General features: G+C 65.0%; 13 protein-coding genes. 11 read left to right on the top strand and 2 right to left on the bottom strand.

What is annotated here, in order from left to right; translation table 11 throughout:
- Positions 1-49 precede the first annotated feature (49 nt).
- A complete protein-coding gene (locus tag P0D96_RS26695; RefSeq protein WP_408286831.1) occupies positions 50-760 on the bottom strand; it encodes a pseudouridine synthase in 711 nt (236 codons plus the stop codon).
- Positions 761-855: 95 nt separating this feature from the next.
- Here P0D96_RS26695 and P0D96_RS26690 point away from each other — a divergent pair, with 95 nt between their 5' ends.
- The 10 genes from P0D96_RS26690 (at position 856) to poxB (ending at position 13,592) form a co-directional block, all read left to right on the top strand.
- The gene (locus P0D96_RS26690; protein ID WP_408316342.1) at positions 856-2,109 is read left to right on the top strand and encodes an MFS transporter; all 1,254 of its coding nucleotides are present in this window, start codon (positions 856-858) and stop codon (positions 2,107-2,109) included.
- Between the two features lie 166 nt (positions 2,110-2,275).
- Positions 2,276-3,259, top strand: a complete 984-nt coding sequence (locus tag P0D96_RS26685) for a MurR/RpiR family transcriptional regulator (RefSeq protein WP_132373407.1) — start codon at positions 2,276-2,278, stop codon at positions 3,257-3,259.
- Positions 3,256-4,248 (top strand): isoaspartyl peptidase/L-asparaginase family protein, encoded by a 993-nt coding sequence (locus P0D96_RS26680; protein ID WP_408316340.1) that lies wholly within the window; start codon positions 3,256-3,258, stop codon positions 4,246-4,248. The genes P0D96_RS26685 and P0D96_RS26680 overlap by 4 nt, the downstream gene beginning before the upstream one ends.
- A 61-nt stretch (positions 4,249-4,309) precedes the next feature.
- Positions 4,310-6,232, top strand: coding sequence for a dipeptide ABC transporter ATP-binding protein (locus P0D96_RS26675; RefSeq protein ID WP_408316338.1), 1,923 nt, complete (start codon positions 4,310-4,312; stop codon positions 6,230-6,232).
- A 71-nt stretch (positions 6,233-6,303) separates the two neighbouring features.
- Positions 6,304-7,866: a glutathione ABC transporter substrate-binding protein GsiB gene (gsiB, locus tag P0D96_RS26670; protein ID WP_408179778.1), complete on the top strand. Its 1,563-nt coding sequence runs from the start codon at positions 6,304-6,306 to the stop codon at positions 7,864-7,866.
- 123 nt (positions 7,867-7,989) lie between these two features.
- Complete coding sequence (gene gsiC / locus P0D96_RS26665; RefSeq protein WP_132373411.1) at positions 7,990-8,910, top strand: glutathione ABC transporter permease GsiC; 921 nt, start codon at positions 7,990-7,992, stop codon at positions 8,908-8,910.
- Positions 8,911-8,917: 7 nt separating this feature from the next.
- Entirely contained in the window at positions 8,918-9,823 is a 906-nt protein-coding gene (gene gsiD, locus P0D96_RS26660; RefSeq protein ID WP_408179777.1) for a glutathione ABC transporter permease GsiD, read from the top strand.
- The gene (locus P0D96_RS26655; protein WP_408316336.1) at positions 9,820-10,896 is read left to right on the top strand and encodes a DmpA family aminopeptidase; all 1,077 of its coding nucleotides are present in this window, start codon (positions 9,820-9,822) and stop codon (positions 10,894-10,896) included. Before gsiD ends, P0D96_RS26655 begins: the two co-directional genes overlap by 4 nt.
- Positions 10,896-11,729, top strand: coding sequence for a M55 family metallopeptidase (locus P0D96_RS26650; protein WP_408316334.1), 834 nt, complete (start codon positions 10,896-10,898; stop codon positions 11,727-11,729). The genes P0D96_RS26655 and P0D96_RS26650 overlap by 1 nt, the downstream gene beginning before the upstream one ends.
- Positions 11,730-11,867: 138 nt before the next feature.
- The gene (gene poxB / locus P0D96_RS26645) at positions 11,868-13,592 is read left to right on the top strand and encodes a ubiquinone-dependent pyruvate dehydrogenase (protein ID WP_408316332.1); all 1,725 of its coding nucleotides are present in this window, start codon (positions 11,868-11,870) and stop codon (positions 13,590-13,592) included.
- A 69-nt stretch (positions 13,593-13,661) separates the two neighbouring features.
- Here the strand turns inward: poxB and P0D96_RS26640 are convergent, their stop codons facing one another.
- The gene (locus tag P0D96_RS26640; RefSeq protein ID WP_408316330.1) at positions 13,662-14,618 is read right to left on the bottom strand and encodes an alpha/beta fold hydrolase; all 957 of its coding nucleotides are present in this window, start codon (positions 14,616-14,618) and stop codon (positions 13,662-13,664) included.
- 215 nt (positions 14,619-14,833) lie between these two features.
- On the opposite strand from P0D96_RS26640, the gene P0D96_RS26635 reads away from it, so the two are divergent.
- Positions 14,834-16,219 carry an amino acid permease gene (locus P0D96_RS26635; protein ID WP_408316421.1) on the top strand — a complete coding sequence of 462 codons (1,386 nt, stop codon included), beginning with the start codon at positions 14,834-14,836 and terminating at the stop codon, positions 16,217-16,219.
- Positions 16,220-16,286 lie beyond the last annotated feature (67 nt).

Below are 16,286 nucleotides of genomic sequence, written 5' to 3'. Positions count from 1 at the left end.
GCGCATGCGATTTCCTGCTGCATCAAGAGCTTAAATGGGCGCTACCGGTTTACCCGCTCCGTAGAGATCCGAGGTCGGTTTCATCGAGCCATTGCCACGCGCCTGGCGCAAGCGTTTCGGGCAAAGCAAGTCCGCCGATCCGCTCGCGATGCAGCGCCTCGCAGCGGTTGCCGGCTGCGGCGATCATCCGCTTGACCTGGTGATACTTGCCTTCCATCACGGTGAGCGCGAGCGCGTGATCGCCGCGTGCCTTTGCGTCGACGGCTGCAATCGGTTTGGGCTCGCCGTGCAGCAGCACGCCGTCGCGCAGCGCGCTCAATTGCGCGTCGTCGATCGGATGACGCGTGGTCGCGACATACACCTTCGGCACTTTGCGTTTCGGCGACGTGAACAGGTGCACGAACTTGCCGTCGTCGGAGAGCAGCAGCAGGCCGGTCGTGTCCTGATCGAGCCGGCCCACGCATTGCACGCCGCGCTCGGCGAACTGCGGCGGCAACAGACTGAACACGCTCAGATGATGCTGCGGATCGCGCGAACACTCGTAGCCCGCCGGCTTGTTCAGCAGCAAATAGGCCTGCTCGCGATACGGCCAGACGACGCCGTCCACGCAGAAGGAGAAGGTAGTGTCGCCGGTGGGGAAATCGGCGTCGGCATCGGTGCAGACAGCGCCGCCGATGCTCACGCGCGCGTCGGCGATCAGCGCGCGGCATTGGCGGCGCGAGCCGAAACCTTGAGTGAAGAGAATGCTTTCGAGATTCATGGCGAGCGAAGAATAACACCGCAAGAAGCGGAGCGCCTCACGGCCCGAGCCGGACCACGATGAACGCTTCCATGTCCCGTCGCAGGAGCTCATTGATGCACGTCCCATCCTCCGCGTTATCCGTACACCGACTGCCGGCCGCCTTTCAGCGGCTCGCGTGGTCGAACCTGGTCGCGCAATCCGCCGAGCAGATCAGCCTCGCCGCGGCGCCGCTCGTCGCGGTCTTCGCACTCGGCGCCGACGCGCGCGACACGGGTCTGCTGCAAGCCGCGCAGACGCTGCCGTTCCTGTTGCTGTCGATACCGCTCGGCGTCTGGGCCGACCGTCGCTCGCGCCGCACGTTGATGACGCTCGCTGAAAGCGTGCGCGTGATCGCCATGCTGTGCGTGCTGCTGCTCGTGATGACCCATGCGTTGAGCTTGCCGCTGCTCGCCGCGCTCGGCTTCATCGCCGCGACCGGCACGGTGGCCTACAACGTCGCGGCGCCTTCTCTGGTGCCCGCGCTCGTGCCGCGCGAAGCCTACGCCAGCGCGAACGGCCGGCTGGAACTTGCGCGCAGCGTGGCGTATTCCGCGGGGCCGGCGCTCGGCGGACTGCTGGTCGGCTGGATCGGCGCGGGTTGGGCGTATGGCTGCGCGGCCGCGCTGTCGGGGTTGGCCGTCGCGTTGCTGGCGGGCTTGCGCGAGCCGCCGCGCGCGGCCGCTCCGCAGCGTCACTTCATGCTGGAACTGCGCGACGGTACGCGTTTCGTGCTGCGCGATGCGCTGCTGCGTCCGATGCTCGCGACCGCGGTGTTCTTCAACCTCGGCTTCTTCGTGCTGCAAGCGGTATATGTGCCGTACGCGGTGCATCGGCTGGGTCTGAGCGCGTCGGCGGTCGGCGTGACGCTCGGCGCCTACGGTGTCGGCATGGTGTGCGGCGCGCTCGCCGCGTCCGCCATCGCGCGACGCCTCGCATTCGGCCGTGTGCTGATCATCGGGCCGTCGTGCGGACTGCTCGCGTCGCTCGTGATGGTGGCGACACTCGTTGCGCCGTCGTTCTGGCTGGCGACGCTGAGCTTCTTCCTGCTCGGCGCCGGACCGATTCTGTGGGTGGTCGGCTCGACCACGCTGCGCCAGGCCATCACGCCCGAACGGATGATGGGGCGCGTCTCCGCGCTCAACAGCACCGCTACCTACGGTGCGCGGCCGCTCGGTGCATTGCTCGGTGCCGCAATCAGCGCGCGCTGGGGCATGGACGCGTGTCTGGTCGCTGCTGCGGCCGCCTTCCTCGTGCAGGCGCTGATCATCGTCATGTCGCCGGCGGCGCGGCTTGCGCGCATTCCGGAGCAAAGCGCCGCGGCTTGCTGAAAACAGATTTTCACGAAGCCGCGCCGGTGAGCGATTGGGATGCGTAGTTTGTACGCGGGTCGTCGGTGAAAACCCTCGAAAATGAAAATGAATTTTTTTCTGCGAGATTTCCGTGTAAATATACTTTCATTCATTTTCATTACGCCCCCAAGCACCGCGCCCTCGCATGATTCATCAACCGTCCGTTGCTTCCGATTCCGCCGAGCAGGCCATCGCCGCGCGTATCGCCGCGGCCATGCCGACCCTCACGCCGATTCATCGGCGCATGGGCGACTACGTGCTGGCCAATCTGTTTCGCGCGGCGACCATGCGGATCGACGAGCTGGCCAGCGTGGTCGGTGCGTCGGTGGCGACGGCGAATCGCTTTGCGCGCGCGCTCGGTTTCGACGGCTATCCGCAGTTTCGTGAGGCGCTGGTCCGCGGCTTCGAGGCGACGCTCGCACCGGTCGAGCGCTTGCGCAGTGCGCAGGAGTCGCTCGCAGCCGGCGACGATGTGGTCGACGCATCGCTCGAACAGGCCGCCAACAATCTGCACGCCACCCGCACGGCGATCGACAGCGCCGCGGCCGAAGCCGCCGTCGAAGCGATCATCGCCGCGCGCCGCGTGTTTGTGCTCGGCTTCGGCGCCAGCGCGTTTCTCGCGGGTCTGATGGAACACGGCCTGATGCCGTATCACGACAACGTGCAGTCGCTCGCGCTAATGGGCGGACCGTCGCACGCCGCGCGGCGTCTGTTTGCTTCCAACGAGGGCGACCTCGTCATCGGTATCGCTTTTCCGCGTTACGTCGAAGACACGATCGAGCTCGCGCATCGTGCGGCGGGCCGTGGCGCTCGCGTGCTCGCGCTTACCGACAGTCCGCGTTCGCCGCTCGCGCAGTTCGCCGACATCTCGCTCTACGTCCGCGCCGACCGGCGGCTCGCGGCGAATGCCGATTCGGCCGTGCTCGCCGTGATCGAGGCGCTGTGCGACGCGGTGGCGTATCGGGCCAAACGCTCGGTGAAGGCCGCCGCCGAAGTCAGCGAATTCCTGCTGCCGTGGCTCGTCGACCCGCAAGCCGAGGCTGCCGGCACGAGCGCGCGGCCCGCGCGCGGCGCGACCCGAACCACCCGAACTTCCCGCACTCCTCGCACTACGAAAGCCAAACGATGAACTCCAACGCAGTCATTGCCATTCATGGCGGGGCAGGGACGATCCTGCGCTCGTCGATGTCGGCCAGCGCCGAAGCCGACTACCACGCCGCGTTGCACGCGGTGCTGAGCGCCGGCCAGCGCGTGCTCGCCGACGGCGGCAGCGCGCTCGACGCCGTCAGCGAAGCCGTACGCCTGCTCGAAGACTGCCCGCTCTTCAACGCGGGCCGCGGCGCGGTCTACACCGCGGCCGGCACGCACGAACTCGACGCGGCGATCATGGACGGCAGCACGCTCGACGCCGGCGCGATCTGCTGCGTAAAGCGCGTGCGCAATCCGATTCTGGCGGCGCGCCGCGTGCTCGAACGCAGCGAGCATGTGCTGTTCACCGGCGAAGGCGCGGAAGCGTTCGCCGCCGCGCAAGGACTCGAATTCGCCGAGCCCGAGTATTTCCATACCGAAGCGCGCCATCGCCAATGGCTGATCGCGCGCGGGCAACAGCGCGCCATGCTCGATCACGACGGCGCCACGCTCGCCGCCGCGCCGTCTCCCAGTGACGACGATCCGACGCCGCACGAACCGATCGATCCGAACCGCAAGTTCGGCACCGTCGGCGCCGTCGCGCTCGATCAGCACGGACACGTGGCGGCAGCGACATCGACGGGCGGCGTCACCAACAAGCAGGCCGGCCGGGTCGGCGATACGCCGCTAATCGGCGCGGGCTGCTATGCGGACGACGCGACCTGCGCGGTCTCGACCACCGGCTCGGGTGAAATGTTCATGCGCATGGTCGCGGCCTACGATGTCGCCGCGCAAATGGCTTACCGCAATGTGTCGTTGCAGGAAGCAGCCGACGACGTGGTGATGAACCGCCTGCCGAAGATCGACGGACGCGGCGGCCTGATTGCCGTCGATGCGCGCGGCAATGTCACGCTGCCGTTCAATACCGAAGGCATGTATCGCGGTTTTGCGCGGCTCGGCGAAGCGCCGGTGACGGCGATTTACCGCTAGTCAGTCTGGCCGCTTACAGCATGAACCCCCGTTAGCCGCGTTCGAATTCAAAGGAACCACCGTGCCGACCTCATCGCACACCGCCCGTCCGCTTATCGAAACCTTGCCGCCGCAACGCGTGCTCGCGGTCGACGATCTGTCGGTCGCATTCCGCAGCGGCGACACCACCTTCAACGCGGTGCGCAATCTCTCGCTGACAGTCGAGCGTGGCGAGACGCTGGCGATCGTCGGCGAATCGGGTTCGGGCAAATCGGTCACTTCACTCGCGTTGATGCGGCTGATCGAGCATGGCGGTGGGCGCCTTGCCGGCGGCAGCATCGCTTTCCGGCGCCGCGACGGCAGCGTGCTCGACCTCGCGAAAGCGTCGTCCGGCACGATGCGTTCGATTCGCGGCGCCGACATCGCGATGATCTTTCAGGAGCCGATGACATCACTCAATCCGGTCTTCACGGTGGGCGATCAGATCAGCGAGGCCATCGCCTTGCATCAGGGCAAGAGCCGCTCCGCCGCGCACGCCGAGACGCTGCGCCTGCTCGAACTCGTGCGCATTCCGGAAGCGCGGCGCGTGGCGGCGCGTTTTCCGCATCAACTGTCGGGCGGCATGCGCCAGCGCGTGATGATCGCGATGGCGCTGTCGTGCAAGCCGGCGCTGCTGATCGCCGACGAACCGACCACCGCGCTCGACGTGACGATCCAGGCGCAGATCCTGCAATTGATTCGCGGCTTGCAGGACGAGATGAACATGGGCGTGATCTTCATCACGCACGACATGGGCGTAGTCGCCGAAGTGGCCGATCGCGTGCTCGTGATGTATCGCGGCGAGAAGGTGGAAGAGGGCGCGTCCGACGCGTTGTTCGCCACGCCGTCGCATCCTTATACGAAGGCGTTGCTCGCCGCGGTGCCGCGTCTCGGTGCGATGCAGGGCACGGATCAGCCGGCCAAGTTTCCGATCCTGACCGTCGAGCAGGCGAGCCTGAGCGGCACCGATCAGGCCGTGCGTCCCGCTGCCGCCGTCGCCGCGGAAACGCAGCCGCTGGTCCACGAAACTACGCCGCCGATTCTGCGGGTTCGCGATCTGGTCACGCGCTTTCCGGTCAAGAGCGGATTTTTCGGCCGCCTGACGGGCCGCGTGCATGCGGTGGAAAAAGTCAGCTTCGATTTGCGGCCCGGCGAAACGCTCGCGCTGGTCGGCGAGTCGGGTTGCGGCAAATCGACCACGGGCCGCTCGTTGCTGCGTCTCGTCGAAAGTCAAAGCGGGTCGATCGAATTCAACGGCAAGGAAATCAGTTCGCTGACCGGCCCCGCGTTGCAGGCGCTGCGCCGAGATATCCAGTTTATTTTCCAGGACCCGTTCGCCTCGCTGAATCCGCGCTTGACCGTCGGCTTCTCGATCATGGAGCCGCTGCTCGTGCACGGCGTCGCGCAGGGTGCGCAAGCGCAGGCGCGCGTGGCGTGGCTGCTCGAAAAAGTCGGCCTGCCGCCCGAAGCCGCGCGACGCTATCCGCACGAATTCTCCGGCGGTCAACGGCAACGCATCGCGATTGCGCGGGCACTGGCGTTGAACCCCAAAGTCGTGATCGCCGACGAATCCGTGTCCGCACTCGACGTCTCCGTGCAAGCGCAGATCGTCAATCTGATGCTCGATTTGCAGCGTGAACTCGGCGTCGCGTATCTGTTCATTTCGCACGATATGGCCGTGGTCGAACGCGTCAGTCATCGGGTCGCGGTGATGTACCTCGGCCAGATCGTCGAAATCGGCCCGCGCCGCGCGGTGTTCGAAGCGCCACAGCATCCCTACACACGCAAGCTGATGGGCGCGGTGCCGGTCGCCGATCCGGCGCGCCGTCACGCGAAACGCATGCTCGCCGCGGACGAGATTCCGAGCCCGATCCGTGCGCTACACGATGAACCCGTCGTGGCGCCGCTCGTTGCGGTCGGACCGGATCATTTCGTCGCCCAGCATCGTGTGGGCGGCGCGTACTAAAAACCTAAAGCAACACGCTTCTTCTCGCAGCATCACATCCTGTTTTCATTTCGCAGCCTGGAGCCAACCTCATGAACCTGCTGGTCCCGTCTTCTCCGTTTCGTTTGCGCGCGCTGATCAGCGGCGGCGCGGTAGTGTTCGCGATGCTCGCGGGCAATACGGCGCATGCCGACACCACGGCCGTGATGGCCGTCGCCTCCACCTTCACGACGCTCGATCCGTACGATGCCAACGACACGCTCTCGCAAGCCGTCGCCAAGTCGTTCTATCAAGGGCTGTTCGGGTTCGATAAGGACATGAAGCTGGTCAACGTGCTGGCCGATAGCTACGAAGCCAGCCCGGATGCGAAGGTCTACACGTTCAAGCTGCGCCACGGCGTGAAGTTCCAGGACGGCACCGACTTCAACGCCGCCGCGGTGAAAGCGAACTTCGACCGCGTCACCGATCCGGCGAACAAGCTCAAGCGCTACAACATGTTCAACCGCATCGAGAAGACCGAAGTGGTCGATCCGTACACGGTGAAGATCACGCTGAAGGCGCCGTTCTCGGCATTCGTCAACGTGCTGGCGCATCCGTCGGCGGTGATGATTTCGCCGGACGCGCTGAAGAAGTACGGCAAGGACATCGCGTTCCATCCGGTCGGCACGGGTCCGTTCGAACTGGTGAAGTGGGATCCGGCGGGCGATCTGACGGTGAAGAAGTTCGCGGGCTACTGGAAGAAGGGCTACCCGAAGGTCGATGCGATCGACTGGAAGCCGGTGGTCGACAACAACACGCGCGCCGCATTGATGCGCACCGGCGAAGCGGATTTCGCGTTCCAGGTGCCGTTCGAACAGGCCGCGCAATTGCAGTCGAGCCCGAAGGTCGATCTGATCGCGTCGCCGTCGATCATTCAGCGCTACATCAGCCTGAACGTGAACCAGAAGCCGTTCGACAATCCGAAGGTGCGTGAAGCGCTGAACTATGCGGTCAACAAGGACGCGCTCACCAAGGTCGTGTTCGCCGGTTATGCGACGCCGGCCGACGGCGTGGTGCCGCAAGGCGTCGACTACGCGGTGAAGCAGGGCCCGTGGCCGTACGATCCGGCGAAAGCGCGCGCCTTGCTGAAGGAAGCGGGCTATCCGAACGGTTTTGAAACCACGCTGTGGTCCGCGTATAACTACTCGACCGCGCAGAAGGTGATTCAGTTCGTGCAGCAGCAGCTCGCGCAAGTGGGCATCAAGGCGCAGGTCGAAGCGCTCGAGGCGGGTCAGCGCGTCGCCAAGGTGGAAAGCGCGCAGGACGCCTCAACGGCACCGGTGCGCATGTACTACGCGGGCTGGTCGTCGTCGACGGGTGAAGCGGATTGGGCGATCACGCCGCTGCTCGCGTCGGTCTCGTTCCCGCCGAAGATGGTCAATACCGCGTATTACAAGAACGACACCGTCGACAGCGACCTGAAGCAAGCGCTCGAAACCACCGACCGCACGAAGAAGGCCGAGCTCTACACCGACGCGCAAAAGCGCATCTGGGCCGACGCGCCGTGGATCTTCCTCGTCAAGGAGAAGGTCGTGTACGCGCGCAGCAAGCGTCTGTCGGGTGCCTATGTGGCGCCGGACGGTTCGTTCAATTTCGACGAGATCGCGATCAAGTAATGAGCTGACCGTGCGCGCCGGCGTGTCGTTTCATTGGCACGCCGTGCCGCACGGGCGCTGCTTTGCACCATTACGCGCCGCACAAGATCTTTCGTTGCCCGCATCATTGCCGGATTGGATGTCATGCTGAACTTCCTCGTCAAACGTCTCTTTGGCCTGCTGCCGACGCTCTTCATCGTCGCCGTGCTGGTGTTCCTGTTCGTGCATCTGTTGCCGGGCGATCCGGCGCGGCTCGCCGCCGGTCCGGATGCGGACGAGGCGACCGTCGCGCTGGTGCGTGCCGACCTCGGCCTGAACAAGCCGATGCCGCAGCAATTCGCCAGCTTCTTCGTGAAGATCGCGCACGGCGACTTCGGCATCTCGACGCGCAGCAAGCGTCCGGTCAGCCAGGAAATCGGCGAGCGCTTCATGCCCACGCTGCTGCTCACGCTCGCCAGCATGGTGTGGGCGGTCGTGCTGGGCATGGGCATCGGCATCGTCTCGGCCGTGTGGCGCAACCGCTGGCCCGACCGGCTCGGCATGACGCTCGCGGTGTCGGGCATTTCATTTCCCGCATTCGCGCTCGGCATGCTGCTGATGGAGATTTTTTCGGTGAAGCTCGGCTGGCTGCCTATTGTCGGCGATGGCTCGTGGCAGAGCTACGTGCTGCCGTCGCTCACGCTTGGCGCGGCCGTCGCGGCGGTGATGGCACGCTTCACCCGCGCGTCGTTCGTCGAAGTGATGAACGAAGATTTCGTGCGCACCGCGCGCGCCAAGGGCGTGCCCGAACGTCTCGTGATCGTCAAACACTGCCTGCGCAACGCGATGATTCCCGTGATCACGATGATGGGCCTGCAATTCGGCTTTCTGCTGGGCGGCTCGATCGTGGTCGAAGTGGTGTTCAACTGGCCGGGCCTCGGGCGCCTGCTGGTGGACGCGGTATCGATGCGCGACTATCCGGTGATTCAGGCCGAAGTGCTGTTGTTCTCGCTGGAATTCATCATCATCAATCTGGTCGTGGACGTGCTGTACGCCGTGATCAACCCGACCATCCGTTTCAAGTGAGGCCCGCATGAGCACGACCGCCACCGAGCCGACCGCGGCGCAAGCCGCCAAAGCAGAACGCGCGATCCGCACGCCGTGGAGCGAGTTCTGGCGCAAATTCCGTAAGCAGCACGTGGCGCTCGGCGCCGGCATCTTCGTGCTGCTGTTGATTGCGGTCGCGATCATTGCGCCGCATATCGTGCCGTACGATCCGGAGAATTTCTTCGACTACGACGCGTTGAATGCAGGGCCGTCCGCCGCGCACTGGTTCGGCGTGGATTCGCTGGGCCGCGATATTTTCAGCCGCATTCTGGCGGGTTCGCGCATTTCGCTCGAAGCGGGCTTTCTGTCCGTTGCGATCGGCGCGGTGATCGGCACGTTCTTCGGCCTGCTGGCCGGCTACTACGAAGGCTGGTGGGATCGCATCACGATGCGCGTCGCCGATGTGCTGTTCGCCTTTCCCGGCATTCTGCTGGCCATCGGCGTGGTGGCAATTCTCGGCAACGGCATGATCAACGTGATCTGCGCGGTCGCGATCTTCAGCATTCCGGCGTTCGCGCGGCTCGTGCGCGGCAATACCCTGATGCTCAAGCAGCTCACGTATATCGAGGCGGCGCGCAGCATCGGCGCGTCGGATTGGACGATCATCGTGCGGCACATTCTGCCGGGGACGATTTCCTCGGTGGTGGTGTACTTCACGATGCGTATCGGCACTTCGATCATCACCGCCGCAAGTTTGTCGTTTCTCGGGCTCGGCGCGCAGCCGCCGACGCCGGAGTGGGGCGCGATGCTCAACGAAGCGCGCGCCGACATGGTCACCGCGCCGCATATCGCGCTGTTTCCGAGCCTGGCGATTTTCCTGACCGTGCTGGCGTTCAACCTGCTCGGCGACGGTTTGCGCGATGCGCTCGATCCGAAGCTCGACCGGCCATGAATTCGACTTGGGTTCAGAACGCGCCGCATATCGGTACGTTGCCGGCGGGTCCGCTCGGCACGATTGCCGATGTGCCGGGCGTGACGGTTGGTCATTGCACGCTCGATCAGGGTGCCGTGCAAACCGGCGTGACCGTGATTCGTCCGCACGACGGCGATTCGTTTCTCGACAAGGTGCCGGCGGCGTCGTCGGTGATCAACGGGTTCGGCAAAAGCATTGGGCTCGTGCAAGTTGAGGAACTCGGCACGCTGGAAACGCCGGTCGCGTTGACCAACACATTCGGCGTTGCCGCCGTCGCGCAGGCGCAGATTCGTGCGGCCATTCGCGCGAATCCGCAGATCGGGCGCGAGTGGTCGACGGTCAATCCCTTGGTGTTCGAATGCAATGACGGGTATCTGAACGATATCCAGGCACTCGCCGTCACCGCGCAGCATTTCGACGATGCGTATGCAGCGGCCAGCGCGGATGTCGTGAGTGGATCGGTCGGCGCGGGCCGGGGCATGTCGTGCTTCGATCTGAAAGGCGGCATCGGCAATGCGTCGCGTGTGGTGAGCATAGCGAACCGTTGCTATACCGTCGGCGCACTCGTGCTGGCGAACTTCGGCCGCCTGCCGATGCTGACCGTCGACGGCACGCCGCTCGGCCGTGTGCTGGCCGAACGCGCGGCCAAAGCGGCGACGGCGGCGGCAACGAAGCCGGAGCAAGGCTCGATCATCATGATCGTCGCCACCGACGCGCCGCTCGAGGCGCGCCAGCTCAAGCGTCTCTCATTGCGTGCGGCAGCGGGTCTTGCGCGCACCGGCTCGGTGTACGGCCACGGCAGCGGCGATATCGCACTCGCGTTTTCGACGGCCTATACCGTGCCGCACGGTGCCGACTTCATCACGCTCCCGCCATTGCTCGCCGACGAGCGTCTGGACCTGCTCTTTCGCGCGTGTGCGGACAGCGTTGAGCAGGCGATTCTCGATGCGTTGTGGAGCGCTGCGTCCGTCACCGGGCGCGACGGTCACCGGCGGCTATCGCTGCGTGACTCAGTCCCCGATCTCGCCCAACTACTCAAGCCCACTCCCTGATGAAAGTCCTCATTTCCACCGACATCGAAGGCATCGCCGGTGTGTTTCATCCTGAACAAACGCGCGCGGGCAACGGCGAATACGAAGCGGCACGCCGCTGGATGACGCTCGAAGCCAACGCCGCAATCGAAGGCGCATTCGCCGGCGGCGCAACGCACGTGTGGGTCAATGACTCTCACGGTGGCTTTCGCAATCTGCTGCCCGACCTGCTCGACGCGCGCGCCCAGGTGGTGCTCGGCAAGCCGCGCACGCTCGGCATGATGGCCGGGCTCGAATACGGCGCGGCGCTGGTCTTCATGATCGGCTATCACGCGATGTCGCAAACGCGCGGCATCCTCGCGCACACCATCAACAGCTTTGCCTTCGCTCGCGTTTCGCTGAACGGTGTCGAGGTCGGCGAGGCGGGCGTCTATGGCGCGCTGGCGGAAGAATATGGCGCACAGGTCGCGCTTTTATCCGGCGATGACGTCTTCGCCGAAGAAACCGCGCCGCGTTTTCCTGGCGCGCGGTTTGTCGTCACCAAGAGCGCGACGGGGCACGCGAGCGGCGTCACGCAATCGCCGGCAAGCGCGCGCGCCGCTATCGAAGCCGCCGCGCGTGAAGTGGTCCAGCAGCATCTCGCCAAAGGACACGCACGAGAATCCACACGCGCCGAAGCGAAGCCAGTGGAATGCGAACTGCGCGTGCAAACCAGCGCGCTCGCCGATCTGTTCTGCCAATGGCCGACGCTCACGCGCGTCGATGCGGTCACGCTGCGCTTTAGCGCGGCGTCGGCGGAACATGTGGTGCGCATGCTGAATTGCCTGTCGGCGATGTCGTTCATGCTGCGCTGATCGCGCGACAACTGGCTGTCCTCCCAGGCGCGGCCATTTCACCACGCTTACAGCGGCACCGTGACGGCACGTTTCGTGAGGAAGCGTTACTCTCCTGCATTCCGGAGGCAGCGTCTTTCTCACTGAGCGGAGTACAGCATGGGTAAGCAGACTATCGCGGATTATCTGGCCAAAACACTGGCGGCGGCAGACATCGAGCGAATCTGGGGCGTGACGGGCGACAGCCTGAACGGCCTGTCGGATAGCTTGCAGCGCCTCGGTTCGATTCGCTGGATGCACACGCGCCACGAAGAAGTGGCCGCCTTCGCCGCCGGCGCCGATGCCGCCGCGACCGGCAAGCTCGCCGTCTGCGCGGGCAGTTGCGGTCCCGGCAATCTGCACCTGATCAACGGCCTGTACGACTGCCATCGCAATCATCAGCCTGTGCTCGCGATTGCGGCGCACATTCCGTCGTCGGAGATCGGGCTCGGCTACTTTCAGGAAACCCATCCGCAAGAGCTGTTCAAGGAGTGCAGTCACTACGTCGAACTGGTGACGAACCCGTCGCAGTTTCCGCGCGTGCTGGCGCGCGCCATGCGCACCGCGATCGAAGAACGCGGCGTTGCCGTGATCGTGCTGCCGGGCGATGTCGCGCTGGGCGATGCCCCCGAGGAAACGCCAGCATGGGCCGGCACGTTGGAACGCTCGACGGTGGTGCCGTCCGAGGCGGATCTCGACCGGCTCGCCGATCTGCTCAACCAGGCGGGCGGCGTGACGCTGCTGTGCGGCAGCGGCTGCGCCGGTTCGCACGATGAAGTGGTTGCCTTCGCCGATCAGCTCGGCGCGCCGACCGTGCATGCGCTGCGCGGCAAACAATACGTGGAGTGGGACAACCCGTTCGACGTCGGCATGACCGGGCTGATCGGCTTCAGCTCCGGCTACCACGCGATGATGTCGTGCGACACGCTCGTGATGCTCGGCACCGATTTCCCGTATCGCAACTTCTATCCGTCGCATGGCAACGTGGTGCAAATCGACCGGCGCGGCTCCGCGCTGGGCAAGCGCGCGCCGTTGAAGCTCGGTCTGGTTGGCGATGTGAAGGCGACCTTGCAGGCGCTGATGCCGAAGCTCAAGCGCAAGACCGACCGGCGCTTTCTCGAGAATGCGCGCAAGCACTATGCGAGCGCGCGCAAGGACCTCGACGACCTCGCGCGGCCGTCCGATCCGGGGCGCGCCATTCATCCGCAATACCTCACCAGCATCGTCGACAAGGTCGCCAACGAAGACGCGGTGTTCTCCGTCGACGTCGGCACGCCGACGCTCTGGGCCGCGCGTTATCTGACCATGAACGGCAAGCGCACGCTGCACGGCTCGTTCAATCACGGCTCGATGGCCAATGCGATGCCGCAGGCCTTGGGCGCGCAGGCAGCCGAGCCGGGCCGCCAGGTGATTTCGCTATCGGGCGACGGCGGCCTGTCGATGCTGCTCGGCGATCTGCTCACCGCGCGTCAGCTCAATCTGCCGATCAAGGTCGTGGTGTTCAACAACAGCACGCTCGGCTTCGTCGCGATGGAGATGAAGGCGGGCGGCTATCTCGAGGCCGGCACCGATCTGGCCACGACCGACTTCTCGGCGATCGCGCGCGGCGCGGGAATCTACGGTGTCCGAATCGAGCTGTCCGAGAACATCGAGCCGGCATTGCGCGAAGCATTCGCGCATCCGGGCCCGGCGGTGATCGACGTGGTGACCGCGAAGCACGAACTCGCAATGCCGCCGAAAATCCAGTGGGCGCAGGCCAAGGGCTTCAGCCTGTACATGCTGCGGGCCGTGCTGAACGGCCGCGGTGACGAGGTCGTCGAACTGGCGACCACGAATCTGCGCTGAAACGCGTTGGGGTTGGTTCGTTTCGACCGGCGTATGCGCGATGGTATTCGCGCATACGCCTGAACGGGACTACTGCTGCCGGCTCAATTCGCGCGCCGCGCGATCGATCACGTCGGCAATCGCGCCCGCGTGCGACACGGGTGCCAGGTGGCTCGACGCCATCGGCACGATCTTGGCGCCCATCCGGTCGGCCATGAATTTTTCCACGTCCGGCGACACTGCCCGGTCGCGCGTCGTGAGCACGTACCACGACGGCTTTTCCTTCCACGCGACCTGGCTGACCGTTTCATCGAATGCTGTCGCGGCGATCGGCACCTGGGCGGTGGCCAGTACGCGCGTCAGATTCTCAGGGACGTCCGCGGCGAAGTCCGCGTGGTATTTCGTGCGGTCGAGCCAGAGGAAGCCGCTCGAATCTTTCATGATGCTGGCGCCCGCGGGCGCCATGGCGCGCTTCATCAGATCCATGGTCGACTCGTGCAGGTCCGGTGCGATCGCCGCGATATAGACGAGACCGGCGACGTTCGGCGCGTTCGCGCCCGCCTCGGTGATCACGACGCCGCCCCACGAGTGTCCCACCAGTATGGTCGGCCCGTTCTGACGCGCGAGGACGCGGCGGGTCGCGGCAACATCGTCGGCGAGGGAGGTGAGCGGATTCTGCACGGAGCTCACGTGATAGCCCTTCTGCTGCAATTTGGCGACCACGCCGTTCCAGCTCGAGCCGTCGACGAACGCGCCGTGCACCAGCACGACGTTGCGCACTGGCCCGGTCATGGGCGCGGTGGGGGGCGCCGCGGCGGCGGCCTTGGCGGGCGGTGCGGCGGGCGCCACGGGTGCCGGAGCCGGCGCTTCGGGCGCGCTCGCCTCCATGCCCGGCTCGTCGGCCGGCTCGGCAGCGGGCGCCATGCTCGGCGCCACGGTGGGCGCAGGCGCCGGTGCCGCGGCGGGCGCGGTGGTTTGAGCGAGCGCGGCGGCGCCCGTGAAGCAGAGACACAAAGCAGCGGCGCAAAGCAAACGTTTGGGCGACATGTTGAATCTCCGAAAGCTGAAAAGCTCGACTAGGGCAACATACAGAAGCCCTGCGCCAGTGACAATCACTATCCGCGCCGTTAAGTGCGGCGCAGAACCAAGCGCGGGTTGCTCCCAGTATTTAGGCTTTATCGGCCACGGTAAAATTTCAGGTTCTGCCGGACCGGACCATAAGTCCGATCAGGTGATCGATATCCATACACTGGGGCGCAATGTTGAATAGTGCACAGCAGCAAGACGGCCTGAAGCGCGGGCTCAAGAATCGCCATATCCAACTGATCGCGCTGGGCGGCGCGATCGGCACCGGCTTGTTTCTCGGCTCCGCCAGCGTGTTGCAGGCAGCCGGGCCGTCGATGATTCTCGGCTACGCGATCGGCGGCATCATCGCCTTCATGATCATGCGGCAGTTGGGCGAAATGGTGGCGCAGGAGCCGGTGGCCGGTTCGTTCAGCCACTTCGCGTACAAATATTGGGGCGACTTTCCCGGCTTTCTGTCCGGCTGGAACTACTGGGTGCTGTATGTGCTCGTGAGCATGGCCGAGCTGACCGCCGTCGGCACCTATGTGCATTACTGGTGGCCCGGCGTGCCGACGTGGGTGTCGGCGCTGGTGTGTTTCGCCTTGATCAACGCGATCAATCTCGCCAACGTCAAAGCCTACGGCGAAACCGAGTTCTGGTTCGCGATCATCAAGGTCGTGGCGGTGATCGGCATGATCGTGTTCGGCGGCTATCTGTTGATCAGCGGCCACGGCGGCCCGCAGGCCTCGATCTCCAACCTCTGGTCCCACGGCGGCTTTTTCCCGCATGGGTTTCATGGCCTCTTCATGATGCTCGCGGTCATCATGTTTTCGTTCGGCGGGCTGGAGCTGATCGGCATTACGGCGGCGGAAGCCGACGAGCCGCAGAAGAGCATTCCGAAGGCCGTGAATCAGGTGATCTACCGGATTCTGATTTTCTACATCTGCTCGCTGGCGGTGCTGCTGTCGTTGTACCCGTGGAATGAAGTGGCGGCCGGCGGTAGTCCGTTCGTGATGATCTTCTCGCAGATCGGTTCGACGCTGACCGCGAACGTCCTTAACGTGGTGGTGTTGACCGCGGCGCTGTCGGTGTACAACAGCGGCGTGTATGCGAATAGCCGCATGCTGTACGGCCTCGCGGAGCAGGGCAATGCGCCGCGCGCGCTGATGAAGGTCGACCGGCGCGGCGTGCCGTATATGGCGATCGGGTTGTCGGCGCTCGCCACGTTTACGTGCGTGATCGTCAACTACCTGATTCCGGCCGAAGCGCTCGGCTTGCTGATGGCGCTGGTGGTGGCGGCGCTGGTGCTGAACTGGGCGCTGATCAGCCTGACGCATCTGAAGTCGCGCAAGGCGATGGTCGCGGCCGGCGAGACGCTCGTGTTCAAGTCGTTCTGGTTCCCGGTCAGCAACTGGATCTGCCTCGCGTTCATGGCGCTGATCCTAGTGATTCTGGCGATGACGCCGGGTCTGTCGGTGTCGGTGTGGTTGGTGCCGGCGTGGCTCGTGGTGATGTGGGGCGGGTATGTGTTCAAGCGCCGGCGCGCGGCTGTGCACGGTGGCGCGCGGGTGGTGGGGCAGTAAAGATGTCTCGAATGGCGTGAGGGGCGATGTTCGCACTCACGCCGTTTGAGTCCGTTGAGGTTTTCAG

Source organism: Paraburkholderia sp. RL17-347-BIC-D, from assembly GCF_046027915.1.
Taxonomy (GTDB): Bacteria; Pseudomonadota; Gammaproteobacteria; order Burkholderiales; family Burkholderiaceae; genus Paraburkholderia.
Note: the sequence above shows the minus strand (reverse complement) of the source record. Positions and strands in the feature narration are given on the sequence as shown.